The sequence below is a fragment of the Nostoc sp. 'Peltigera membranacea cyanobiont' 213 genome (assembly GCF_002245975.1).
Classification (GTDB): Bacteria; Cyanobacteriota; Cyanobacteriia; order Cyanobacteriales; family Nostocaceae; genus Nostoc.
Genome location: NZ_NOLI01000077.1, coordinates 13574 through 37764, shown reverse-complemented (window position 1 = coordinate 37764; position 24191 = coordinate 13574). Strand labels below are relative to the sequence as shown.

The 24191-nt window shown below is 41.9% G+C and carries 17 protein-coding genes, 1 tRNA gene, 1 pseudogene and 1 CRISPR repeat array; of the genes and pseudogenes, 15 read left to right on the top strand and 4 right to left on the bottom strand.

Going from position 1 to position 24191, the window contains the following annotated elements; translation table 11 throughout:
• Positions 1-248: 248 nt before the first annotated feature.
• Complete coding sequence (gene gyrB / locus CDG77_RS20345; protein WP_094331147.1) at positions 249-2186, bottom strand: DNA topoisomerase (ATP-hydrolyzing) subunit B; 1938 nt, start codon at positions 2184-2186, stop codon at positions 249-251.
• A gap of 182 nt (positions 2187-2368) precedes the next feature.
• Here gyrB and miaA point away from each other — a divergent pair, with 182 nt between their 5' ends.
• Positions 2369-3274, top strand: a complete 906-nt coding sequence (gene miaA, locus CDG77_RS20340) for a tRNA (adenosine(37)-N6)-dimethylallyltransferase MiaA (RefSeq protein ID WP_094331146.1) — start codon at positions 2369-2371, stop codon at positions 3272-3274.
• A 56-nt stretch (positions 3275-3330) separates the two neighbouring features.
• Here miaA and CDG77_RS20335 read toward each other — a convergent pair whose 3' ends face one another.
• Entirely contained in the window at positions 3331-4056 is a 726-nt protein-coding gene (locus tag CDG77_RS20335) for a Uma2 family endonuclease (protein ID WP_094331145.1), read from the bottom strand.
• Positions 4057-4189: 133 nt separating this feature from the next.
• On the opposite strand from CDG77_RS20335, the gene CDG77_RS20330 reads away from it, so the two are divergent.
• From CDG77_RS20330 to CDG77_RS37735, 8 genes and pseudogenes are all read left to right on the top strand, one after another.
• Entirely contained in the window at positions 4190-5455 is a 1266-nt protein-coding gene (locus CDG77_RS20330; RefSeq protein WP_223269892.1) for a protein kinase domain-containing protein, read from the top strand.
• A gap of 291 nt (positions 5456-5746) precedes the next feature.
• On the top strand, positions 5747-7219 hold the full coding sequence (gene glcD, locus CDG77_RS20325) for a glycolate oxidase subunit GlcD (RefSeq protein ID WP_094331143.1): 1473 nt from the start codon (positions 5747-5749) through the stop codon (positions 7217-7219).
• Between the two features lie 213 nt (positions 7220-7432).
• Entirely contained in the window at positions 7433-8671 is a 1239-nt protein-coding gene (locus CDG77_RS20320) for a glycoside hydrolase family 10 protein (RefSeq protein WP_094331142.1), read from the top strand.
• Positions 8672-8788: 117 nt separating this feature from the next.
• Positions 8789-9352 (top strand): hypothetical protein, encoded by a 564-nt coding sequence (locus tag CDG77_RS20315; RefSeq protein ID WP_094331141.1) that lies wholly within the window; start codon positions 8789-8791, stop codon positions 9350-9352.
• A 471-nt stretch (positions 9353-9823) separates the two neighbouring features.
• Positions 9824-12073, top strand: a complete 2250-nt coding sequence (locus CDG77_RS20310; protein WP_094331140.1) for a sensor histidine kinase — start codon at positions 9824-9826, stop codon at positions 12071-12073.
• Positions 12074-12133: 60 nt separating this feature from the next.
• Positions 12134-12205: transfer RNA gene (locus CDG77_RS20305), tRNA-Lys, on the top strand.
• 246 nt (positions 12206-12451) lie between these two features.
• A complete protein-coding gene (gene dusB, locus CDG77_RS20300) occupies positions 12452-13507 on the top strand; it encodes a tRNA dihydrouridine synthase DusB (protein ID WP_094331139.1) in 1056 nt (351 codons plus the stop codon).
• 39 nt (positions 13508-13546) lie between these two features.
• Positions 13547-13715 (top strand): annotated as a pseudogene (locus CDG77_RS37735) (NAD(P)/FAD-dependent oxidoreductase); the annotation flags it as partial.
• A 105-nt stretch (positions 13716-13820) separates the two neighbouring features.
• Here CDG77_RS37735 and CDG77_RS20295 read toward each other — a convergent pair.
• Positions 13821-14783, bottom strand: coding sequence for an amino acid ABC transporter substrate-binding protein (locus CDG77_RS20295; RefSeq protein ID WP_190234013.1), 963 nt, complete (start codon positions 14781-14783; stop codon positions 13821-13823).
• A gap of 147 nt (positions 14784-14930) precedes the next feature.
• Positions 14931-16336: direct repeats of the CRISPR family, unit length 37 nt; unit sequence GTTTCAATCCCTAATAGGGATTTTAGTTAATTGCAAT.
• 329 nt (positions 16337-16665) lie between these two features.
• Entirely contained in the window at positions 16666-17757 is a 1092-nt protein-coding gene (gene ald / locus CDG77_RS20290) for an alanine dehydrogenase (RefSeq protein ID WP_094331137.1), read from the bottom strand.
• Positions 17758-18175: 418 nt separating this feature from the next.
• Here ald and CDG77_RS20285 point away from each other — a divergent pair, with 418 nt between their 5' ends.
• The 6 genes from CDG77_RS20285 to CDG77_RS20260 all read left to right on the top strand — a co-directional run bounded on the left by CDG77_RS20285 (position 18176) and on the right by CDG77_RS20260 (position 24185).
• On the top strand, positions 18176-18346 hold the full coding sequence (locus tag CDG77_RS20285; RefSeq protein WP_094331136.1) for a chlorophyll a/b-binding protein: 171 nt from the start codon (positions 18176-18178) through the stop codon (positions 18344-18346).
• 327 nt (positions 18347-18673) lie between these two features.
• Positions 18674-18967, top strand: a complete 294-nt coding sequence (locus CDG77_RS20280; protein WP_094331135.1) for a hypothetical protein — start codon at positions 18674-18676, stop codon at positions 18965-18967.
• 167 nt (positions 18968-19134) lie between these two features.
• The gene (locus CDG77_RS20275) at positions 19135-20142 is read left to right on the top strand and encodes a WD40 repeat domain-containing protein (protein ID WP_094331134.1); all 1008 of its coding nucleotides are present in this window, start codon (positions 19135-19137) and stop codon (positions 20140-20142) included.
• Positions 20143-20727: 585 nt separating this feature from the next.
• The gene (locus CDG77_RS20270; protein WP_094331133.1) at positions 20728-21783 is read left to right on the top strand and encodes a permease; all 1056 of its coding nucleotides are present in this window, start codon (positions 20728-20730) and stop codon (positions 21781-21783) included.
• Between the two features lie 81 nt (positions 21784-21864).
• A complete protein-coding gene (locus CDG77_RS20265; RefSeq protein ID WP_094331132.1) occupies positions 21865-22638 on the top strand; it encodes a TIGR03943 family putative permease subunit in 774 nt (257 codons plus the stop codon).
• A 47-nt stretch (positions 22639-22685) separates the two neighbouring features.
• Positions 22686-24185: an Ig-like domain-containing protein gene (locus CDG77_RS20260; protein ID WP_094331131.1), complete on the top strand. Its 1500-nt coding sequence runs from the start codon at positions 22686-22688 to the stop codon at positions 24183-24185.
• The last annotated feature ends 6 nt before the right edge of the window (positions 24186-24191 follow it).

The window sequence follows — 24191 nt, the reverse complement described above, 5'->3', positions numbered from 1 at the left end:
TTGTTGCTCAAGTGACGGATATAAACGGACTTGTACAACCTTGTGTAACACTTCACTTTCACCTCTTTGATGTGCTTACTCTACCATAAATATACATTGTGGTAAAGCGCTAAAATCCAATAATTGGTGATTCCTCAAACACCCCACTTCCTTATCAACCTGCGGTTGATATTAGTCGGAGGTGTTTGAGGAGTCACCCGGCTATCCATCCCCGCCCTGTAGAGGGACGGGGAATTCCGCCGAATTAGTTAAATATCTAAATCGGTGAAGTTGAGTTTAGAACCATAAGTTTCGATGAATTCTCGTCTGGGTGCGACGCGATCGCCCATTAAAATTGTGAAGATGCGATCGGCTTCGGCAGCGTCCTCAATTTCCACTTGCTTCATTTTGCGGCTTTCTGGGTTCATGGTGGTATCCCAGAGTTGTTGTGGCATCATTTCACCCAAACCTTTGAAGCGTTGGATGGTGTAGTTGGCGTTAGCGGGGAATTTGGCGATCGCTTGATTCTTTTCGCGATCGCTATAGCAGTACTCATGATTACGTCCCCGTTCTACTTTAAACAGTGGGGGACAAGCAATATAAATAAAGCCTTGTTCGATGAGTGCCCGTTGATAGCGATAGAAGAATGTTAACAACAAAGTCCGAATGTGCGCTCCATCTACGTCAGCATCTGTCATGATGACTATCCGGTGATAGCGCAGTTGCGTAGAATCGAATTCATCACCTTTAACACCTAAACCAAGTGCTGTAATTAACGATTGAACTTCGTTATTTTTATAAATTTTAGCGTCATCGGTTTTTTCAATGTTGAGAATTTTACCACGTAGAGGCAAGATCGCTTGAGTGCGGCGATCGCGTCCTTGTTTGGCACTCCCACCGGCTGAATCCCCTTCCACGATGAATATCTCAGATTCGCTGGGATCGCGAGAACTGCAATCTGCCAATTTACCAGGTAATGGCGAAGATTCCAGTACAGATTTACGTCGAACTAATTCCCGTGCATGACGCGCTGCTTCTGCGGCTTTGAAAGCTTGGATCGCTTTATCTAAAATTGAATCTGCGATCGCCGGATGAAATTCTAGATACTCAGTGAGAACTTCTCCCACCAGAGAATCGACAATCCCGCGCACTTCGGTGTTACCGAGTTTAGTCTTGGTTTGTCCTTCAAATTCTGGATCTGGGACTTTAACGGAAATTACCGCAGTCAAACCTTCGCGGACATGTTCGCCACTGAGGTTAGTTTCATTCTCTTTAATTTTATTGCGCTTGCGTGCGATCGCATTTAATGTCCGAGTTAGAACTGCCTTCAAGCCTTCTAAGTGCGTACCACCATCTACCGTGCGAATATTGTTAGCAAAACCTAGTACATTATCCGTATAAGCATCAGTACACCATTGCAAAGAAACTTCCACTTGTACGTTATTGCGTTCGCCCTGTACATAGATAATTTCTTCATGCAGAGGTTGCTTCTCGCGGTTCATGTACGCGATATATTCTTTAATACCACCCTTGTAATTGTACGATTCTACCTTCGGTGTATCGCTTTTTAGTAACTCCAGACGGTGGTCAGTAAAGGTAATTTTGACACCTGCATTTAGATACGCCAATTCCCGTAGGCGACCTGATAAAGTGATGTAATCAAACTCAATGCTAATTGTAAAGATTTGGGTATCTGGCTTGAAGGTGACAGAAGTTCCAGTTCTAGCTTCTTTGTAAGGCTTTGCTTGGAGTTCAGTAACTGGGATACCGCGTTCGTAGCGTTGGAGATAAACCTTTTTATCTCGCCAAACTGTAACTTCTACAACTTCAGATAGGGCATTAACAACAGAAATACCAACCCCATGTAATCCTCCAGAAACTTTGTAGCCACCGCCGCCAAACTTACCACCAGCGTGCAGTACAGTCATCACGGTTTCCAAAGCTGATTTTCCGGTGCGCGAGTGAGTATCAACGGGAATACCGCGACCATCATCTGTTACAGTCACGGAACCGTCAGCGTTGATATCTACCTCTATATGAGTGCAATGACCCGCCAAAGCCTCATCGATTGAATTGTCCACCACCTCGTAAACTAAATGGTGGAGTCCTCGCGGCCCAGTGGTACCGATGTACATTCCTGGTCTTTTGCGGACGGCTTCCAGACCTTCCAGAACTTGAATCTGATCGGCACTGTAACTGCTCGTCATGTAAACTCTCCTGATGCGTGGGTTTAAACTCGCCTAAAATTAATTAAAAGCAAAAACACTCCAAAATTGTAGCACAAAAGCCTTGCTAGCGTCTGTAGGGCATTTTCAAGAGAAGTTTATACTAGGGTTGCAGTACCGGGCGAGATGAGGAAGATGAGGGGGATGAGGGAGATGGGGAAGAAATGACTAAATTAATTGTGATTTGTGGGGCGACGGCTACAGGTAAGTCGGGTTTGGCTTTGGCTTTGGCGATGCGTTTGGGTTCTGTAATTCTTAGTGCTGATTCTCGTCAAGTTTACCGTGAGTTTGATATTGGGACGGCTAAACCAACTCTGGCACAACAAAAATTAGTGCCGCACTATTTAATAGATATCTGCGCTCCCACAGGCACGATGACAGTAGCAGACTATCAGCAACAAGCACAAGCCTTAATTGCTTCTGTTGATGTTACACCACTTTTGCTAGTTGGTGGCACTGGTTTATATATCCGTTCCATTGTCCAAGGCATGAAGATTCCGAGAGTTGCACCACAAATTGAATTGCGATCGCAACTTGAATCTCTAGGTCAGCCTCAACTCTACGCAATGTTACAACAAGTTGACCCCGTTGCAGCACAAAAGATTCATGCTAATGATTCAGTACGAACTTTAAGAGCTTTAGAAGTATATTATGTTACAGGATATCCCATTTCCGAACAACAAGGGGAAAATCCACCGAATTATCCGATTTTGCAAATTGGTTTAGATTGCGATGTTGAAAAGTTGGGGAATCGGATTAAACAGCGTACTGAGCAAATGATAGCAGATGGTTTAGTTGATGAGGTGAAATATCTTTGTCAAAAATATGGCGCTGATTTGTCTTTGTTGAATACTTTGGGCTATCAAGAAATCAAGCAACATTTGGCTGGGGATATTTCCTTGGATGAAGCAAAAGAATTAACAGTTTTGCATACCCGACAATTTGCCAAGCGACAACGAACTTGGTTTAGAGCATATCCGCAAATTGAATGGTTTGATGCCGATAATCCTGAGTTATTAGATAAGGTTTGGCTGCGGATAAATGAGTTTATAAATTGCACAAGTTCGTGAGATTGCTTTGCTCACACAAAGACGCAAAAAAACTTTGCGTCTTTATAGTAAGTGTCCTATAGAGTGTCGGGATCTACGCCCATAGCACGCAGCCTTTCTGCTAGCAATTGGGTACGTTGTTCTGCTTGTTCGGCACGTTTTCTTTCTTGTTCGGCACGTTGTAGTTCCTGTTCTGCGCGTTCATCTCCAGTCGATAAAATATTACCATCTTGGTAGCACCAGCGTAACCAAGTATCTTGTCTATCTTCAAATTTACCTTCCCACAGAGTTATACCTAAACCAACTTGTTCTAACCAAGTTTCTGAAGTTTCAAAGTAGCGTGTTCCTCTAAGTTCATAAACATGCAGTATTTTTTCTGCTAATTGCTGATTTGGGTCATATACGATGTAGTAACTAGCCCGCATGTGTTCATAAATTTTCAGCTTTTTGCCCAGTTCATCACCTTCTTTATTAGAGACAATTTCGAGGACAACTTCGGGAGGTTTGCCAAAACGCCAAACCATATAGCAACGATTTTGTTTCTCCCACCAATTTTCAGGTACTTGCAGATTCAAGCTGAGAAAAACGTCGGGTACAATTGCAGGTTGACCATCTGTATGGTAAATACCAACATTAGCGGCTGCTAAAAAAGTTTGGTTTTGTATAGAACTGTAAAGAGAGCCAATTAAAAGGCGTTTCTGTTTGGAAGTAGCAAAATTATCTAAAGTGTCATTTTCAGTCATTAAATAGCTGGCATCTGGCACATAGTAATCATCATCATTGATTAGAACTTGCTGAACCATGACTTTATCCAGTATTAAGAGCGTTATTTCTAGGTTAGTTGATTCAGGGTAGGAGGGTACGGTACGTAGTCGTTTACCTAAAATAACGGATAGGTTGTGTCAAAATCTACAGATAAAGGTCTTTAGCATTAGCATGATGATTGGATACATACTGCGACAGCGTTACAAAATTATCCAAAAACTAGGAGCGGGTAGTTTTGGGGAAACCTATTTGGCTGAATACCCACAGGATTTACCTGTCAGCCCCAAGTATAAATGTGTCATTAAACGGCTGACCAGACCCCCGACACCAGGCTTAGATACAGAAAAAAGGTTTAAGAAAGAAGCAGCAATTCTGTTCAAATTGGGTAAAGAACATCCGCAAATTCCTGAACTGTATGACTTCTTCGAGGAGAATAGAGAATTTTATATTGTCCAGGAATTCATTGAAGGGCATGACCTGAGTAACGAAATCATTTCAGGAAAACCGTGGAGTGAAGCTGATGTAATTCAACTTTTACAAGAAATTTTGGAGGTGTTAGCTTTTGTCCATCAACATAATGTGATTCACCGAGATATTAAGCCATTGAATTTGATGCGGCGATATTTAGATAATAAGCTTGTCCTCATTGACTTTGGAGCAATCAAAGAAATAAGCACATTTAAAGTCAATATTCAAGGACAAATCAGCAGCACAATCACCATTGGTACCCGTGATTATATGCCAAGTGAGCAATGGGAAGGGCATCCTCAGCTTTGCAGTGATATATATGCTTTAGGTATGACAGCAATCCAAGCTTTGACTGGATTAACGCCACAACAACTGCCGAAATCTAATACTTTAGAATTAAGATGGCGCGATTATGCTCAAATTAACGATGGACTAGCCAATTTTTTAACAAAAATGGTAGAACGTGATTTTCGCCAGCGATACAAAAATGCAGATGAGGCATTGCAAGCTTTAAAACTGGCTTTATTCAATCCACAATCATCTTTTACCTCAGTAACAATGCAAGCTTTCAAGCTAGCTCAACTAAGACTAAACTCGCCTGTCTCTTCACCAAAATTTCGTTTTGCAAACCTAGAACAACTAGCTTTAGAATTATCGGTTTACTCACTCAAATTGGTCAAAATTGGTGATAAATATGGTTATGTTGATCAGGCAGGGAAGTTAGTTATTCAAGCGCAGTTTGACATAGCTCGCGACTTTTCTGAAGGATGGGCAGCAGTTAATATTGGTGGAAGGGAGAGCTTATTCGGTGGTGGAAGTGGTGGCAAGTGGGGCTATATTGACAAAAGCGGTTCTTGGGTAATTAAACCTATGTTTGATATGGCTTTTTCTTTTAGGGATGGACGAGCAAAGGTCGAAATTGGTGGGCAAGAGCGGATTATCGACAAAACAAGCATGTTTATTGATTAATAGTTTGTCAAGCTTTAAGCACTAATTTGCAATTGATATGATTATCATTTATTGATATCGCTTAAATGCATATCCTCCATTAATAAATACAAGTGATGCGATCGCCTTCTATACACCCATCCGAATTATTAGTCAAGATGAGTGAGATCGCACTTACTCTACATCAAACGGGTAGACGCAAAGCGGCTTGTCGTCAGACATCGCTTTTACTCACTCTTGACTGCTATTCTTGCAACAATAGTAATTACAGCTATACTAACCAGCCTGCAACATCTACCACTTTAAGAACCTATGCTTACCCAAGATAAAAAACAACTTAACTGGAAACCCATTCTCAAAGCATTCGAGGCTGTCCTTGGCAAAAATGGCGTAGTACAACGCCGCGAAGAACTCATTACCTATGAATGCGATGGTTTAACTGGTTATCGCCAACGTCCGGCTGTGGTGGCGTTACCCAGAACTACAGAACAAGTTGCCCAAATTGTCAAGATATGCAATCAATACTCCATCCCCTTCATCGCACGCGGTTCTGGTACTGGTTTGTCTGGCGGCGCTTTACCAGTCGAAGACTCTGTTTTAATTGTCACTTCGTTGATGCGGCAAATCCTCAGCATTGATTTGGAAAATCAACGCACAGTTGTGCAACCAGGGGTGATTAATAGTTGGGTAACGCAAGCTGTTAGTGGTGCTGGATTTTACTACGCTCCCGATCCATCTAGTCAAATTATCTGCTCTATTGGGGGCAATATTGCTGAAAATTCTGGTGGCGTACATTGTCTCAAATATGGTGTCACCACTAACCACGTTTTAGGATTAAAAATTGTCACGCCGGAAGGGGAAATTGTCGATTTAGGCGGACAAATCCCTGAAATGCCTGGTTATGATTTAACAGGTGTGTTTGTTGGTTCTGAAGGGACTTTAGGAATTGCTACAGAAATTACTTTGCGAATTCTCAAAAGTGCAGAATCAATTTGTGTGCTGTTGGCAGATTTTACAAGTATTGAAGCTGCGGGAGCAACTGTTTCTGACATCATTAGCGCTGGAATTATTCCTGGCGGTATGGAAATGATGGATAACTTCAGCATCAATGCAGTTGAAGATGTTGTCGCCACAAATTGTTATCCCCGCGATGCTACTGCTATTTTACTAATTGAAATTGACGGTTTAGAAGTGGAAGTTGCAGGAAATAAGCAGCGAGTTACTGAAATTTGTAAAAAGAATGGGGCCCGTAATGTTACTTCTGCGAGTGACCCAGAAACTCGATTGAAATTATGGAAAGGACGTAAAGCTGCTTTTGCTGCGGCTGGGCATTTAAGTCCAGATTATTATGTGCAAGATGGTGTAATTCCCAGGACTCAATTACCTTATGTTTTGCATGAGATTGAGGCATTAAGCGAACAATATGGTTATCGTGTTGCTAATGTTTTTCATGCTGGCGATGGCAATCTTCATCCGCTAATTCTTTATGATAATTCTGTGCCTGGAGAATTGGAGCAAGTAGAAGAAATGGGTGGAAAAATTCTGAAACTTTGTGTCCAAGTTGGTGGTAGTATTTCTGGCGAACACGGCATCGGCGCAGAGAAAAGGTGCTATATGCCACAGATGTTTAGCCAAGTCGATTTAGAAACTATGCAATGGGTGCGGCAAGTTTTTAATCCTAAAGGGTTAGCAAATCCTGAAAAGATATTCCCTACACCACGGACTTGTGGTGAAGCAGCAAATGCATCAGCTATCAAGCAATTTGAAGGTGTGGAAAGATTTTAATTTCCGCTAAGTTCATCTCGTTCGCAGTCTTAAAAATGCGAACGAGATGAACTCTTATATTTCACAAGATTAAAAATAGCGAGAATTGTCTGTTAAGGCACATTTATTAATTTACACCTCGGCATAAAATCATCATTTGTTTACATAACCCGGAGGATTATAACTTTATTTTGTAGTTATATATATTCCGATCGCACTAGGTCATGCTTACAAATGAATCGGGTTGCTCGCCGTTGTATTTCTTACTTAATGTGTTTGGGATTAGTAGTAATTTTAACAGTCTCTTCAGTCTCTTCACGCCCAGTTGATTCCCAAAAAATAAGTCCTTTCACTACAGAAATTCGCGGCGTTTGGCTCACTAATGTTGCTAGTGGTGTGCTATTTATCCCTTGGGGTATTAACCGTGCTATAAACCAATTATCAACTCTCAAGTTTAATACAATTTATCCTGTGGTTTGGAACCGAGGACATACTTTTTATAAAAGTGCTGTAGCTGAAATGACTACAGGCTCAGATACTCAACCTTTTCTTAAGTTCATGCACGGTGGACAGGATGTTTTAACAAAGATAGTGACGCTTGCTAAAAATAAAAATTTGAGAGTCATTCCTTGGTTTGAATACGGGTTTATGACACCGCATTATTCACAATTAGCAAGGCGTTATCCTGACTGGTTAACAATTGGGCAAGAAGGTATAAAGTCTATCCCAGATGCACCACCGGAAGAAATTGATAATAGTTTAGTAAGTAAGCTAGCTTGGTTGAATCCCCTACATCCACAAGTACAAGAGTTTATGCAAGGGCTAATTTTGGAAGTAGTCAGGAATTACGATGTGGATGGTATTCAGATTGACGATCATTTTGGGATGCCAGTACAGTTTGGTTACGATCGCTTCACTATTGAACTCTACCAGCAAGAGCATAAAGGCAAAAGTCCCCCTATCGACCCTTTTAACTCAGAATGGATGCGTTGGCGGGCAGACAAAATTACTGATTTTATGGCAGAAATCTATCAAGCTGTGAAGGCGGTAAAACCCAAAGTCAGAATATCTCTATCTCCCAACTATCAAGCTTTTGCGTACAAATACTATTTGCAAGACTGGGAGAATTGGGTAAAAAAAGGTTTAATTAATGAGTTAATTTTGCAGGTTTATCGAAACGATCAAACCTCTTTTATTGCTCAATTAGAACAACCATCTGTGAAATTGGCTCAAAGTCTAATTCCTGTAGAAATTGGGATATCAACGGGAACGGTGCGTAATCCTGTAAAAATGGCGCAAGTTCGAGAACAAGTTCAAGCGGTGCGCGATCGCAATTTTGATGGTATCTCCTTTTTTTACTGGGAGAGTCTCTGGGGTTACATTGTACCAGAATCACCCCAACAGCGACGCAAAGCTTTTTTTGAGATGTTTAATACTAAAACTGTCAGACTATTAAAACCAAAGAAACTTTGATTTTGTCATTTGTCATTTGTCATTTGTCATTGGTCATTGGTCATTGGTCATTGGTCATTCTCCCATGTTCCCAGTCCCCAGTCCCCAGTCCCCAGTCCCTAGTCTCCAGTACCTTTAATGCCATTCGCGCCGGAAAATACTAGATTTAGCTTTACATTGCTGTGGACTCTCGCTACTTGTGGCGGTTTTTTATTGAGTTTACTCTTTGTTGAAATTGGCGAAAAGCCAGATATTGGGGTGGTAGAAGCGGCTATCGGCTCAATTGCGATCGCACTTTCTCAAGGCTGTCTTCTCAAAGAACCTGTATTTTGCATCAGGTGGATTTTGTCAAGTCTTTTGGGTTGGAGTATCATCACCGCCATCGGTATTGGTGCGGTAGGTTGGATTGTACCCAGCACTCAGATTCTTCCCATGAGAATCCTGTCGGGAGCGATTTATGGGGCACTTGGCGGTTTGGGGATTGGATTGGCACAATGGCTGGCAATTCCCCAGCCAATGGCGTGGCGATGGATATTTGTCTCTTCAGTCAGTTGGGCTGTTGCTGTCCCCGTGGGTTCTGCTGTGGGGATGATATTACACCGCCTGATGCAGTTATTCTTAGGTGAAGTCATCGGATTAGCCATCACTTGGCTGCTAGTTGGTATCCTCACCGGAATGAATGCTCATAAATTGCGATCGTAAGTTGAGAGTCAAATGTCAATTAATGCTGCTGTGCAAAGCTTAGAACAATTGCTGAAGCGAAGGACAAGCCAGACAACAATATTTAACTGAGGATGAAATTAAACATTCTTCCGATCTTTTATTCTATCTTCCCATTCCCTACCCTCGCTCAATAAGTTTATGAATAATTGTAAATTTAATCGTTACAACTTGATGATTGCCCCTAAATATATGCAAAAATCTTGGAAAACTGTTCAAAAATCATTAAATTTGCCCTAACCTGCAAATGTATTTCCGCCTTCACAAAGCAGGATTTGTTAAGCTGACTCCTATTAGCTTTCCTAGATTTCTGACAAGAAGTAGAGAAAGATCAAAATTTCGATGAGCAACAGCTGACAATACTTTGCTATAGGCGCTAAAGTGCATCTACTACAAGCGTAACCATAAGAGAGCGCCTAGAAGAGTCAGTCATAACCAGAAAGGGACTCTCGCATGAATATAAATCCAGCAGAATCAACTATGGAGTTGACAAAATTATTGCCTCCTCAAATTATCTTCGGCACAGAACTAGATGAGAAAAGTAGTAGCGAGCAATTTCTACTGAGCATGTACAATTCTGTGCAGGCATCAATATTTGTAGTAGATGTTCTAGAGGATGGAGATTTTCAGTATGTGGCACTTAATCCCACTCATGAGCGGTGGATAGGTATTTGCTCAGACGATCTCCGAGGCAAAAAACCAGAGGATATTCTCTCGCCCATTGATGCTGCTAGGGTACGTCAGCATTATGCTGACTGTGTGCTATTTGGCAAAACTATTTCCTACGAACAATGTTTGCAATTCCAGGGGGTTCTCACTTGGTGGAGTACAACTCTCACGCCACTAAGGGATGCTAACTCCCGAATTTATCGACTGATTGGTACTAGTAGCAATATTACTCCTGTGAAGCAAGCCCAAGAAGCAGTCGAACTCCAGGTTGAACGGGAACGATTGCTAGAAGCGATCGCCGGACGAATTCACCAATCTGTAGAATTAGAGACAATTCTGCATCAGACTACAATTGAACTACGACAATTTTTGAATTGCGATCGCATCCTCATTTATCGCTTCGAGGCTGATGGCAGTGGGGTAATCATTGCGGAATCAACTGTGGCTATAAGTGAACCACTACTAGGAAAAAATATCACCGATCCCTGCTTTAATAGCAAACATCCAGAACGCTACGGGCGAGGTTGCATTCAAGTTGTCGAGGATATCTATGCAGCCGGCTTGCACCCTTGCCATATAGATTTTCTGGCATCTTTGCAGATTGGAGCCAATGTAACTGTGCCAATTTTCAAAGAGCAAAATATGTGGGGGCTGTTGATTGCCCAGCATTGCCATGAATCTCGTCAATGGCAGCAAACAGAAACTGACTTACTCAAACAGTTGGCAACTCAAATCGGCATTGCTGCTGGACAGGCAGAACTTCGTCAGCAGCTTAAGGATATAAAAGACAAGCTGGAGTCGCAAAAACAGAAGCACAAAAGTCAGTTGCAGCAGGTGCGAAACTTTGAAGCCTTGGTGCGACGGATGACAGAACAAATCCGCGACAGTCTGGATGAAACTTTAGTATTGCAGACAGTGACTCAGGAATTAGCAGAGTTACTCAACCTTGAATGTTGCCAAATTGAACTCTATAGCCCTTGTCAAACCCTGGTAACTATTGCCTATGAGTACAGCATTAACCTATCCCAGTGTCAAGGATCGACTAGACAGATTGCAGACTGTCTGGAAGTTTATCAGCCCTTGTTGCAAAAACAACCTCTGCAATTTTTGGAAATTGCCCCTGCATGGCAACCAAAGTTGTTAGTTATGTCCCAGATGGCTTGTCCAATTTTTGATCCTCAAGGGCTTTTGGGAAATCTTTGGTTGAAAAGAGCATCACAAGAGGCATTTGATGAATTTGAAATCGAATTAGTACAGCAGGTGGCCAATGAATGTGCGATCGCAATTCGCCAAGCTCAACTTTACCAACAAATTCAGGCACAGGTAAAAGAATTAGAAAATTGCGATCGGCTCAAAAACCAATTCCTCAGAAACCTCTCCCAAGAACTGCGGACACCCATCACTAGTATCAGCCTTGCAGTCCAAACTCTCGAAAGTGTCTTGACACCCCCAGAAATACTAGAGATAGAAATAGTTCCACAACTCTTGCAGATTCTGCATAACGAGTGTGCCAGAGAAAGCAAGTTAATTAACGACCTACTCACACTTACATATCTCGAAGCCCAACCCGATCCCCCAACATTGATTGCCATTGACTTACAAAGCTGGCTTTATCCCATTGTCGAGTCTTTTCGAGACCTCACCAACTGCCAGCGACAGCAGTTAAACCTGAGTATCGATCGCGAACTCCCGCTTTTAGAGACAGATATCACAGATATGGAGAGGATTATCACCGAACTACTCAACCATGTCTGCAAATATACCCCAGCCGGTGAGTCTGTCACAGTTTCTGCTCGCCTGAGAGGGGATGCAGTAGAGCTTAATATTAGCAATTCTGGACTAGAGCTTACCAGCAACGAACTGTCACGGATATTTGAGCCTTTTTATCATCTTTCCAAACACGATCCTTGGAAACATAGCGGCACTGGACTGGAATTAGCATTAGTGCAGAAAATGGTCAGACATTTAGGCGGCTCAATTTATGTAGAGAGTGGAACTGGTCAAACCACTTTCACTATCAAATTCCCCCTTTAATTGTTTTTTGGCGCGGCACTAGCTAAATTGTTAGAGGTCTGCTATGATGGTTATTCGTGTGGGTGACTAGCTCAACGGTAGAGCAGTAGACTCTTAATCTATTGGTTGCGGGTTCAAATCCCTCGTCACCCACTCTTTCAGCCTTCCAGATTTTACCCTTGACTAATTCTTGACTAAATTGAGGAAAGCGGCACGCTCCAAAAGCCCCATTTATCAAGGATAAACAGCCTTAAAACTTTGACTAATTTGAATAAAAACCCCTGCCATCTAGTGGAATTTCTAGCGTTTCCACTGGAAAGCTAGAATGTGAGAAAAAGCGAATCACGATACCCCTAAATATTCTTGCTATTTCCATTCCCATAATTTTGAATTTTTTATATGATTTCGCTCTCCCCCATTCTCCAGGCTAGACTTTCCCAACCCCTCAAAATTGGCACATTTGAGGTCAAAAGTCGGGTTCTCCAGTCGCCTCTATCTGGAGTGACGGATATGGTGTTTCGCCGTCTCGTGCGTCGCTATGCGCCAGATTCGATGATGTATACCGAAATGGTGAATGCTACGGGGTTGCACTATGTCAAGCAATTACCCAAAATCATGGAGGTAGATCCCAATGAACGCCCTATTAGCGTTCAACTATTTGATTGCCGTCCCGATTTTTTGGCAGAAGCAGCAATCAAGGCAGTTGCCGAAGGTGCTGATACTGTTGATATTAATATGGGTTGTCCGGTAAATAAAATCACTAAAAATGGTGGCGGTTCTTCGTTGTTGCGGCAACCAGAAGTAGCAGAGGCAATTGTCCGGGAAGTGGTAAAGGCTGTTGATGTGCCTGTGACAGTCAAAACCCGTATTGGCTGGAATGACAACGAAATTACTATTCTTGACTTTGCCAAACGGATGGAAGATGCAGGGGCACAAATGATTACAGTCCACGGACGCACCCGCGCCCAAGGATACAATGGCAATGCCCGTTGGGAATGGATTACTCGTGTAAAAGAAGTGCTTTCTATCCCAGTAATTGGGAATGGAGATATTTTTTCTATTGAAGCGGCGGTGAAATGTTTAGAACAAACTGGCGCTGATGGTGTGATGTGTTCTCGTGGAACTTTGGGTTATCCGTTTTTGGTGGGAGAAATCGATCGTTTCCTGAAAACTGGGGAGATATTGCCGACACCTACCCCGATTGAGCGTTTGGAATGTGCAAGAGATCATTTACAAGCATTGTGGGAATATAAAGGCGATCGCGGTGTACGTCAAGCTCGTAAGCACATGACTTGGTATGCTAAGGGTTTCGTAGGTGCTGCCGAACTCCGAGGACAGCTAAGTTTGGTTGAAAAGGTAGATCAAGGTTTGGCAATGATTGACCAAGCTATTGAAAAACTGGCTAATGGCTATGAATTAGAGGAAGAAACTGAAGGTAATTTGGTGATGCTTTAAAAAACTAAGTAAGTCGGCACAATAAAACCCTATTGTCTCACTCTCACAGAAGATTTCCGCAGCATCAAAACCTCAGAAGCGAGAATTTTACTATTGCAAAGGGGCGATCGCATCCTCCATCTCCCCACACATTGCGCCAGAATTATCGAAGGTAGCGGCAGAATCTTTGCAAAAATTGGGCCTGGTTATTCACACTCAAACTAAGGTCTATTGGAGTAATGAGTGCCGTGTTGGTGGGAAATATTGGGTGAAGATTAGTTGTTCCAGGAAAAAGTCTATCTCAAATTTTTTCACCATCAATACCAACTACAGCCTACAACTCTTTCTGGGGAATCTCTTCGTGAAACTCGATCGTCAATTGCATAGTTTCCACAGCTAAATCACGTAAGTCTCGATTTAGAAATATAACACCTTGAGAACCAAACCAACGGTCAAAAATCGCAACATATTTGGGGTTATTATTAACAAACCCTTGCATAAACTTGACAAGGGAATAATTCACTGAGCCGAGGAATTTAGAGTTATTCTCAGGAACCATACAAGCAATTCCTTCTCGTGAATAGGGACGAGGAGGTGCGATCGCAAAACTATCTTGATTTTTTGCTGTTTGTAACCATCCCTCTAAAATAATGCTATCGGATGCAAAAGCATCAATTTTACCCTGTTCTAAAGCAGCAAATCCTTCCGATCTAGTCTTAAAATATACAAGTTTAGCTTGGGGTTGTATTTGCTTGATGGCTTGTTCGTTGGTAGTTCCAGCTAGCACAGCCACGCGCTTGTTAATCAGAGATTCCGGCGAACCTAAATTGCTGTCCTTCTTAATTAAGATTTGAGTCCCTGTTACACCATAGCTGATTGAAAAATCAACCTTTTTATCTCGCTCCCAAGTAAAACTACTAGCATCACAGACAATATCAACTTGTCGGTTAATTATCTTAGGAATCCTTTCTGCTGGGGTAACTCCAACTAATTCAAGTTTAATTTTTTTGCCTAATTCTTTCTCTAACTGCTTCTGGATCAAAGTCAGCATATCCACAGAATAACCAATCAATTTTCCTTGACTGTCAGAGTATGCAAAAGGTAAAGCATCTCTACTTGTACCAGCCGTTAATACTCCTGTCCGTGCTACTTTTTGCATCACTGTCTCTGCCCCTGCAACACCAGGCATGAATGCTGGTAATATCAAACCGAATATTACAGGCGCAAGATTTCTATATATCTTCGACTTAGTAAAAGCAGGTAAACATGAGAGATTTACTTTAGTATTAACAAACATATTCAAATCTTTAGGCATCCACAAATATCAAAGTAAAAAAATTATCTCTGTCAATTGTCAAATAAGCAGTTATAGAAATGATTCTTCACATTTTACCCTATTGCAATCTACGAAACGAGAAGAGTGACAGCGCCTTGGCGCAACAGCGTTTCAATCCCTAATAGGGATTTTAGTTAATTGCAATTCACCGCGCAGGGACTTTACTAGTGCAACTTCTGGGGTTTCAATCCCTAATAGGGATTTTAGTTAATTGCAATGCGCGGAAACTCCCACCAACGCTGACGTAAACATCGTTTCAATCCCTAATAGGGATTTTAGTTAATTGCAATGGTGGTAGCGATGGACTGGATGAATAATTGATAGTGTTTCAATCCCTAATAGGGATTTTAGTTAATTGCAATTTGATGAGTTATCTGAAACGTGTAAATTCCAGTTTCAATCCCTAATAGGGATTTTAGTTAATTGCAATATAAGGTAGACCAAAATTGATCGTCTCCAGGTAAAGGTTTCAATCCCTAATAGGGATTTTAGTTAATTGCAATCTCGCAGGTGGAGCTTAGGGTAATAGCAGAAATTATCGTTTCAATCCCTAATAGGGATTTTAGTTAATTGCAATATCGCGATCGCTTCTCGCCCATCTGCACTTAATGTGTTTCAATCCCTAATAGGGATTTTAGTTAATTGCAATTCGTTCTGTCCGATGAATAAGTATCCATCTTGAAGTTTCAATCCCTAATAGGGATTTTAGTTAATTGCAATCCAAGCGGAGTAGCCAACGGCAGAAAGTTTTGTTTCAATCCCTAATAGGGATTTTAGTTAATTGCAATCTTAATAGTGGGTGAAGTCGGCGATACTAGCGCTGTTTCAATCCCTAATAGGGATTTTAGTTAATTGCAATGAATAGAAACTTCTGTAGGCAATGCGCTGGCGAAAGGTTTCAATCCCTAATAGGGATTTTAGTTAATTGCAATACCCAATTCTTGATAGCTCTGGCAATCCGGTCAAGTATCGTTTCAATCCCTAATAGGGATTTTAGTTAATTGCAATCAAAGCCTCTCAGTTTTTCAGGTAAAGCGATCGGGTTTCAATCCCTAATAGGGATTTTAGTTAATTGCAATTTACCTATAGCGGTCGCGTCTTCTTCAAAAGCTATTGTTTCAATCCCTAATAGGGATTTTAGTTAATTGCAATAAACCGTGGAACAGCCTAGAAAAGCTAGAAAAGCCAAAGTTTCAATCCCTAATAGGGATTTTAGTTAATTGCAATACAAATATTAGCTGATTCGAGCGTTAAACGATGGGTTTCAATCCCTAATAGGGATTTTAGTTAATTGCAATTAGCTCGCACTTTGGCAACAGCTTTCTAACTTCTGCGTTTCAATCCCTAATAGGGATTTTAGTTAATTGCAATCTTGTTAAACGGCTTGATACACTTCCAATCGTTCCGTTTCAATCCCTAATAGGGATTTTAGTTAATTGCAATCATTAGTGTTATCAGGAGTTTCTACAGGATTATCGTTTCAATCCCTAATAGGGATTTTAGTTAATTGCAATCGCTGGGGTCTGGAAGCCCTGTTGTATTTGGTTTTCAAGGTGCAGTTGCGCGAATAAGTGAATCATAACACAGCAAATAGTCATAGCACAAGATACAAATCGCTGAAAGCTAGTCCCCATAAGGTGCGCGGATAGTTTTAAAATACTAGTGCCCTGAAAACCTTGTATAGATGCAGCATCGGGCATTTTTTGCCCTTTCTGATTTTGTACACCTACCCATCCGCGCATAAGACAAGAAAATTAGTCTAGTTAGCGATCGCTACCTCTATTAAAATAAGCGAACACCTCCGGTGCGCCAAAGGCGATCGCCTACCTAATACTTGCACACCTTAATTTACCAAATCAGGGAATACCTCTTGTACAGCCGGATGCACTAAGCGATGATTCTGCACATTCACACCCTTAGCTAAAGCTGGGTTAACTTCCAGGGCCATAATTCCCAAATTCGCCAACTGGACAATATAAGGTAATGTACTGTTATTGAGTGCTTGAGTTGCTGTCCAAGGGACTGCTCCTGGCATATTGGGAACGCCATAATGCACCACACCCTCTTCAACATATACCGGATTTGTATGGGATGTGGCACGTAAGGTTTCTATACAACCGCCTTGGTCAACGGCTACATCAACTATTACCGAACCAGGACGCATTTTTTTGACCAATTCGCGGGATACTAGTATTGGTGCCCTACGTCCTAAAACTAAAACTGCACCGATGAGCAAATCGGCTTCTTTTACGGCGGCTTCGATATGAGCAGAGTTGCTATAAAGCAATTCAACTCTAGAGCCAAAGAGGGTTTCTAGGTAAGATAGGCGCTCAACACTCACATCTAAAATCTGCACGATCGCACCTACACCCACTGCAATTTTAGCTGCTTCTGTGCCAACAACACCGCCACCTAAAATTACTACTTTACCTGGTTTAACTCCAGGCACACCGCCCAAAAGCAGCCCTTTACCACCTTGCTGACGTTCTAGGAATCTCGCCCCAAATTGGACTGCTAGCCGACCGGCAATTACGCTCATGGGGGTGAGCAAAGGTAGTCTGTTAGCACCAGGTTGTTCTACAGTTTCGTAGGCGATCGCAGTTGTGCCACAATCAATTAAATGCTCTGTCAATTTGCGATCGGCGGCTAAATGTAAATAAGTAAATAATATCTGCCCTTTCTGCAAAAATTTATACTCAGATGTCAGGGGTTCTTTGACTTTCACCACCAATTCCCGATTCCAAGCCGTTTCTGATGTAGGGACAATCTCGGCTCCAGCAGTTCTGTAGTCATCATCTGAGAATCCAGCACCATTACCTGCTTGTGTCTCGACGAAGATGCTATGACCATTTTCTCGCAGCACCCGCACACTAGAAGGACTTAACCCTACACGAAATTCTTGATCCTTATTTTCCTTTGGAACGCCGATTTCCATATATCGCCTCTGATAATTTTTTTGTTTAACTCTAGCCTGCGAATCTCAAGCTTGCTACCGACTTATTACAGATAGCTGTATTAGAGATAGTTAATCTGTGTCCTAAGTTTCTCAATTTAATTTGAGTAGCCCCAAACTCAAGCCCTTGACTATTACCCCAGTGTTTATACAATATATAAAGAATAGTAACAATTTATTAAAAGAGCGATTGTATAGCTCCCTACTATGAAGCTTTTGCTGAATTTATCAAGTCATCTTGCTATTTCAGCAGTGCAATCAGCTGATAATTTACCAAGTGGAGGGTAAAGGTTAAGGAGAAAAGAACTATTCAATCCCTTGAACTTTTACCGCTTATACCTGACAACTGCTGCAAAGTCTCATATCAAGTCCTGTTTGCCGAAAAAAAGGTTTCTTAAAAATGACACAAACACAACCAACGATTACACCTAAACTAGAAGAACCGAAGTTTGGCTTTAACGAATATGCTGAACGCTTGAATGGTCGAGCCGCAATGATTGGCTTCGCTTTGCTGCTGGTGATTGAATATGTCACCAATCAAGGGGTGCTATCATGGCTGGGTCTGAAGTAGTGCCACCAGCCAGCCCAAAAAGAAAGTTGTAAGCTAGAAGTTAAAAGAGTTTCAACCAGCTGGAAAAACCCAGTTGGTTTTGACTTTGACAATTGATAGCGAAATACTTTGCCCTAGAATGTAAGCAAGATGAGGAATCAAAATACCTATTATTGATTTAGATATCGTACACTTGCAACAAATATACGCAAGCCAATTAATGAGTCCACTTCCTCCCGTACTAAAAAAATTATAATTAGTGTCTGCCTTCAATGAGAAAGGCAAATTACGGGTGAGGTATTCTTGGTAAATATACACAAAAGCTGAACTGGAACCAAGCAAGCTGTGATGAATGCTGTATTACCTCGTTTTTTGAAGTCAACCTACCGAAAAGAGCCATTAATCAGTGTGTTTGTGACGATGGGCGTTATGGATGCTTTGATTGGCGGATTGAATGATAGCTGGTCGTTGTTCGCTTTTGGTTTAGGAACAACAGGCGTAGCGCTAGCCTTTAAATTGTGGCGTTTCCAGCAGCGTCGTCCTCTACCAGAGGAACCTGTAGTGCAACATTATTTGCCTTCTCGTTCTTCTAGTGAGCCTTTACCAATGTTAAGCGTTTCTAAGAAAAAACGACCTCTTTAAGAGGGCTGAGTAGGAGAGACGCGATTAATCGCGTCTCTATAGGAGTTATGAGTTGATAATTCATAATTCTAAGTTGTTTGTTTCTATATAAAAAGTGAGGAAAAAGTGTGAGTAGTGAGGGAAGAGGTGGGGGTAATTTTCTGCGTCCATATATTATCCTGTCATTTATGGCAGCTGTCGCCCTTCCAGTGATTACTTGGGAAGGGTTTTACATTCATCAAGCTCATGCTGCCGTTGAAGTAATACCAAATTCCCAAACTACCAACAGCTTTGCTAATGCCCAACTACTTTACACACTCAGAGGACATAACGGAACCGTTAAATCCCTGGCTTTCAGTCCAGATAGCAGAATTCTTGTGAGTGGGGGTGCAGAAAATGAGGGTGTTATTCGCCTGTGGAATCCAGCAAACGGCAAGAAGTTGGCGGATATTAACAAAGCACACAAAGCAGCCGTAGAGTCTTTAGTGATTTCACCAGATGGGCAAACCCTCGCCAGTTGTAGTGATGACAACACGATTAATCTCTGGAATCTGAAAAGTCTTAAATTTAGCCGCTCTTTTGTCGGACATACCAGTAACGTATTATCTTTAGCGGTGTCTCCTGATAGTAAAGTTCTCATCAGTGGAGCTTTGGATGGGATTCGTCTATGGGATTTACTACAGCAGCGCCCTCTAGGGACTCTAGTCAGCTTCGATAATGTGATTTATACCCTAGCCATTAGCCCTGATGGACAGACTTTAGCTAGTGGTGATAATAAAGGTGTAATCAAGCTGTGGAATTTGAGTACTGGTAAATTAATCAGTGAATTTGTAGCTCATTCTAATTCTGTTAGCGCGGTAATTTTTACACCAGATGGAGAAACATTAGTTAGTGCAAGCCGCGATCGCACAGTCAAACTGTGGAATATTAGTACTGGAGCATTAGTCCGCACCCTCACAGGACATAATAACTGGGTAAATGCGATCGCGATTAACCCCGATGGACAAACCCTTGCGAGTGCCGGCAAAGATGGGATTAAATTGTGGGATTTAACTACAGGTGAGCTAATAAATACACTGAGTGGACATACAGACTGGGTAAGTGCGATCGCTTTTAGTCCAAATGGTAAAATTCTTGCCAGTGGTGGATTCGATCGACAAATCTTGATTTGGGGAACTCCACAAAAACGTAATTAACAGCGAACAGCATAACCCCAACTTATTTAAGAAATCCGGGTTCTAAATAACAGACTTTTCGGAAATTGGCCAAGGGATTGCAAGCATTTACCGTGTTTGCTAAACTTTGGTCTTGCCTTTTTAGAGTTTTTGTAGTAAAAAACCAACCAAAGCTAAGATCGGATTTTTGGCAGAACTACCCAAAATCAGTGATGGTAGAAACCAAAAGCGATCCCCAATTGTTGAATAACTGTGAATACTTGATGAAAATACAGCCGAGCTAATATTTTATTCAGAAAATTACTGTAAGTATAAACATAGGTAATAGGGAATTCCAAATCATCTATCCAGCTACTTACCCTCTATACTCGGAACAATTTCTGAATTTAGACAATCTTAGAAATGGTCATCGTCAGTAAATGCACCCAGGTAAAAATCACCATCTTGTCTGAAGCAAAGGTTTGTAGCGCTTAAGCGCTATTTGAAACGTCGGATAACTTGCTACTAAAATGATGTTTAATTTTCCCGAACTGCTTTTGATCCCCATTTCGATACAATGACTAGGCAGAACCCTAAAACTAAAAACCGCTTTTGACTGCGACGCACATGAATCAACTGAACAATGGTTTTACGATATTTCTAAGTCTGCTAGTCGAGGCGATGCCTTTTTTGCTTCTTGGGGTTTTATTCTCCAGTTTGCTGCTATTTTTTGTTGATGAGCGCAAATTAGTAGAAAAAATGCCCAAAAATCCTCTGCTGGGTGCTTTAGTTGGCAGTATGATCGGCTTTTTATTTCCGGTGTGTGAGTGCGGGAATGTACCGGTAGCGCGGCGGTTCCTGATTCAGGGAGTACCCACACCAGTTGCCATTGGCTTTTTGCTAGCAGCACCAACAATTAACCCAGTTGTAATTTGGTCAACTTGGACAGCATTTCGAGATCAGCCAGAAATAGTAGTCTTACGAGTCGTATTTTCCCTAGTAATTGCTACAATTATTGGTTTTGCTTTCAGTTTTCAAAAGGACTTAAATCCCATAGTCCAACCTGCGATCGCTCGCTATATGAAGTTTAATCCACCCGCACAGCCTGAAACCAAACCCCGTGGTAAACGTTACCAAATACAACAGCAAGAAGCGATACCAAATATCTTGCAATCTGGGACTTATATCTTAGGAGGAAAAGCAGGTATACCTCTGCGGATAGATGCTAATTTAGCACAAGCAACTACCCCAATTTCTGATACTAATAAACCCCTTGCAGATAAGTTGCGCCTAGTGGTAGATAATAGCATCCAAGAATTCCGCGAATTGGGCGGAGTAATGATTTTAGGAAGTGCGATCGCTGCTGCAATTCAAGTGCTAGCCCCCCGTGAAACGATCCTAACTCTGGGGGCTGGGCCGATTAGTTCGATTGTGGTCATGCTGATATTAGCAGTAGTGGTGTCAATTTGTTCTACAGTCGATTCTTTCTTTGCCCTGTCTTTTGCCTCAACCTTTAGTAGTGGTTCATTGTTGGCATTCCTAGTATTTGGGCCAATGATTGACATCAAAAGTGTTGGTTTGATGTTATCTATTTTTAAGCCCAAAACAGTCTTTTACTTATTTGCTTTAGCAGCACAATTAACATTTGTATTAACTCTCTTCCTCAACTTGCACGTCCTTTAAAAAATCTTTGTTTTGTCATTCGTCCTTTACCAATGACCAACGACTAATGACCAATGACCAATGACCAATGACCAATGACCAATGACCAATAAAAATCCCAAATCTAAAATTCAAAATCTGTTACTCCCTTGGCTAGATGCCCTAGCAATTACAGCTTGGGGCATTTTGATGTTGAGATATTGGCTAACTAACAAGCTGAACCTGTTAATTCACCCAAATTACATTTGGTTCGTGGTTGTGACTGGTATTAGCTTGATTGTTATTGGTTTCTTCAAGATGCAAGAACTTTGGTTGCGTCGTCGCCGTGATGTGATGGCAAACGCGCAACACATTAGTTTATTTCCTCCTGGTTGGGGTAGTGCTTTATTGTTGATTGCAGCGATTCTAGGTTTCATCTTTACACCACAAGTTTTTGCTAGTGATAAAGCACTCCAACGAGGTGTAACGGCAGATTTATTGGGAACTACACGCGTCAAACCCCAAGCTTTTCGGGCCACTGTTAGTCCAGAGGAGCGATCGCTTGTAGACTGGATACGCACTGTCAATGTCTATCCAGAGCCAGATACATATACAGGTCAAAAAGTCAAAGTGCAAGGATTTGTCATCCACCCATCAGATATCGGAAAAGAATATTTGTTCTTAGCCCGATTTGTCTTAACTTGCTGTGCAGCAGATGCTTATCCTGTAGGCTTACCCGTCAAACTCCCAAAAAATCAAGAAACTTATTCCCCTGACACCTGGCTGGAAGTAGAAGGACAAATGGTGACAGAAAATTTGGCAGGTAAACGCCAACTTACCATTGCCGCTACCTCTCTCAAAAAGATTCCTCAACCGCAGAATCCATATAGTTATTAGTCAGAAATGTTGATGACAAATGACAAATGACCAATGACAAATGACCAATGACAAAATCTAAAGCATTTATTCAACCACTAGATCGGATAGCGATCGCACTGATGCTACTGCTGAGTGTGCTGATTGGGTTAATCATATTGCAAGGTGATGTGGTAACTGCTCGTGTGCGGGACTTTACCTGGCAAAATCAACAGATTGGGGCGGAAGATAACTCCTTTACTCTCACCTTCAGCCGCCCAATGGAAATAAAAAGCGTAGAGAATAATTTGAAAATCGATCCACCCCTAGCAGGTAAATTTAGTTGGGCTGGGCGGCGGATGGTTTATACACTGCTAACACCCGCACCTTATGGCACGAATTATAAAGTGCAGTTACAGGGAGCCAAAGATAAGTTTGCCCAGCAAGAAGGTAACAATCGAACGATCCAGCCCTTTACAGGGAGTTTCCGCACCCGCGATCGCGTCATCCTTTACATCGGAACCGATAAAGAAGAACACGGACGATTAGTTCTATACAACTTAACCCAAGAGCAAAAAAGGGTACTTACCCCCAAAGACTTGATTGCAATAGACTTCGAGTCATTTCCAGATGGGGAGAAAATTTTATTTTCGGCTCGCGCCACCAAAAACCAAGACTTACTTTCAGCTCAACTTTACACAGTCACAACAGGCGTTTCTAGTAAATCTGGACAAGAAGCACAGCCAGGAGGAAAAGTTGACCTAGTTTTAGATAGTAAAGATTATGAAAACCTGAAATTTGACTTATCACCCGATGGGGAAACTATTGTCATTCAGAGGGGAAACAAAACGAATCCCGGCGACTTTGGACTGTGGTTTATGCCAGCAACCAGCGATGCTTCAGCAGAAAAACCCACTCCTAAACGTTTGAAAAGCCAACCGGGAGGAGACTTTACGATCACGCCAGATAGTAAAGCCGTAGCAGTTGCCCAAGGAGAGGGAGCAGCAATTTTACCACTGCAAGGTGATGCCACTAAACCCCTAGATTTTCTGCCCCAGTTTGGTTTGGTACAGGCTTTCTCTAAAGATGGCTCTCAGGCAGCGATGGTAAAGTTTAATACAGATTACACGCGAGATTTGTTTTTAGTGACAAACCAAGGTGTGCAGAAACAACTATTAAAAACAACAGGCTCAATTGTCAGTTGCCAATTTGACATCGCCTCACCTACCCTCTACTGCTTGCTGACACAGCTAGTATCCAAAGAACAATACATAGAACAGCCTTATGTGGTGGCAATCGATCTAAAAACCGGGCAACAGAAACCCCTCCTAGTACTGCCTCCCGCTCAACGAAATGTGCAAATGAGTTTATCTGCTGATGGTTTAGGTTTGTTATTTGACCAAGTAGTACCGCAGACAAACCCCCCAGCATCATTACCTACAAACACTTTGAAAACTGATGATGGAGATGTTATTGCTACCAGCAGCCTGTGGTTAATGCCTTTGTTACCCATTGCTGATGCTGCAACTGTTGAAATTAGACCAGAACAACTCCCCTTAGCCGGATTTCATCCCCGATGGCTACCTTGAGCGAAT

What these genes read in the sequence shown, in the direction of transcription:
- CDG77_RS20295 (WP_190234013.1), bottom strand. Translation starts at nt 14,783, where the DNA reads ATGTTTGTTAATACTAAAGTAAATCTCTCATGTTTACCTGCTTTTACT.
- CDG77_RS20280 (WP_094331135.1), top strand. Translation starts at nt 18,674, where the DNA reads ATGAATGCTGTATTACCTCGTTTTTTGAAGTCAACCTACCGAAAAGAG.
- dusB (WP_094331139.1), top strand. Translation starts at nt 12,452, where the DNA reads ATGATTTCGCTCTCCCCCATTCTCCAGGCTAGACTTTCCCAACCCCTC.
- glcD (WP_094331143.1), top strand. Translation starts at nt 5,747, where the DNA reads ATGCTTACCCAAGATAAAAAACAACTTAACTGGAAACCCATTCTCAAA.
- CDG77_RS20260 (WP_094331131.1), top strand. Translation starts at nt 22,686, where the DNA reads ATGACAAAATCTAAAGCATTTATTCAACCACTAGATCGGATAGCGATC.
- CDG77_RS20315 (WP_094331141.1), top strand. Translation starts at nt 8,789, where the DNA reads ATGCCATTCGCGCCGGAAAATACTAGATTTAGCTTTACATTGCTGTGG.
- CDG77_RS20330 (WP_223269892.1), top strand. Translation starts at nt 4,190, where the DNA reads ATGATGATTGGATACATACTGCGACAGCGTTACAAAATTATCCAAAAA.
- CDG77_RS20265 (WP_094331132.1), top strand. Translation starts at nt 21,865, where the DNA reads ATGACCAATAAAAATCCCAAATCTAAAATTCAAAATCTGTTACTCCCT.
- CDG77_RS20320 (WP_094331142.1), top strand. Translation starts at nt 7,433, where the DNA reads ATGAATCGGGTTGCTCGCCGTTGTATTTCTTACTTAATGTGTTTGGGA.
- CDG77_RS20335 (WP_094331145.1), bottom strand. Translation starts at nt 4,056, where the DNA reads ATGGTTCAGCAAGTTCTAATCAATGATGATGATTACTATGTGCCAGAT.
- miaA (WP_094331146.1), top strand. Translation starts at nt 2,369, where the DNA reads ATGACTAAATTAATTGTGATTTGTGGGGCGACGGCTACAGGTAAGTCG.
- CDG77_RS20275 (WP_094331134.1), top strand. Translation starts at nt 19,135, where the DNA reads ATGGCAGCTGTCGCCCTTCCAGTGATTACTTGGGAAGGGTTTTACATT.
- CDG77_RS20310 (WP_094331140.1), top strand. Translation starts at nt 9,824, where the DNA reads ATGAATATAAATCCAGCAGAATCAACTATGGAGTTGACAAAATTATTG.
- CDG77_RS20285 (WP_094331136.1), top strand. Translation starts at nt 18,176, where the DNA reads ATGACACAAACACAACCAACGATTACACCTAAACTAGAAGAACCGAAG.
- CDG77_RS20270 (WP_094331133.1), top strand. Translation starts at nt 20,728, where the DNA reads ATGAATCAACTGAACAATGGTTTTACGATATTTCTAAGTCTGCTAGTC.
- gyrB (WP_094331147.1), bottom strand. Translation starts at nt 2,186, where the DNA reads ATGACGAGCAGTTACAGTGCCGATCAGATTCAAGTTCTGGAAGGTCTG.
- ald (WP_094331137.1), bottom strand. Translation starts at nt 17,757, where the DNA reads ATGGAAATCGGCGTTCCAAAGGAAAATAAGGATCAAGAATTTCGTGTA.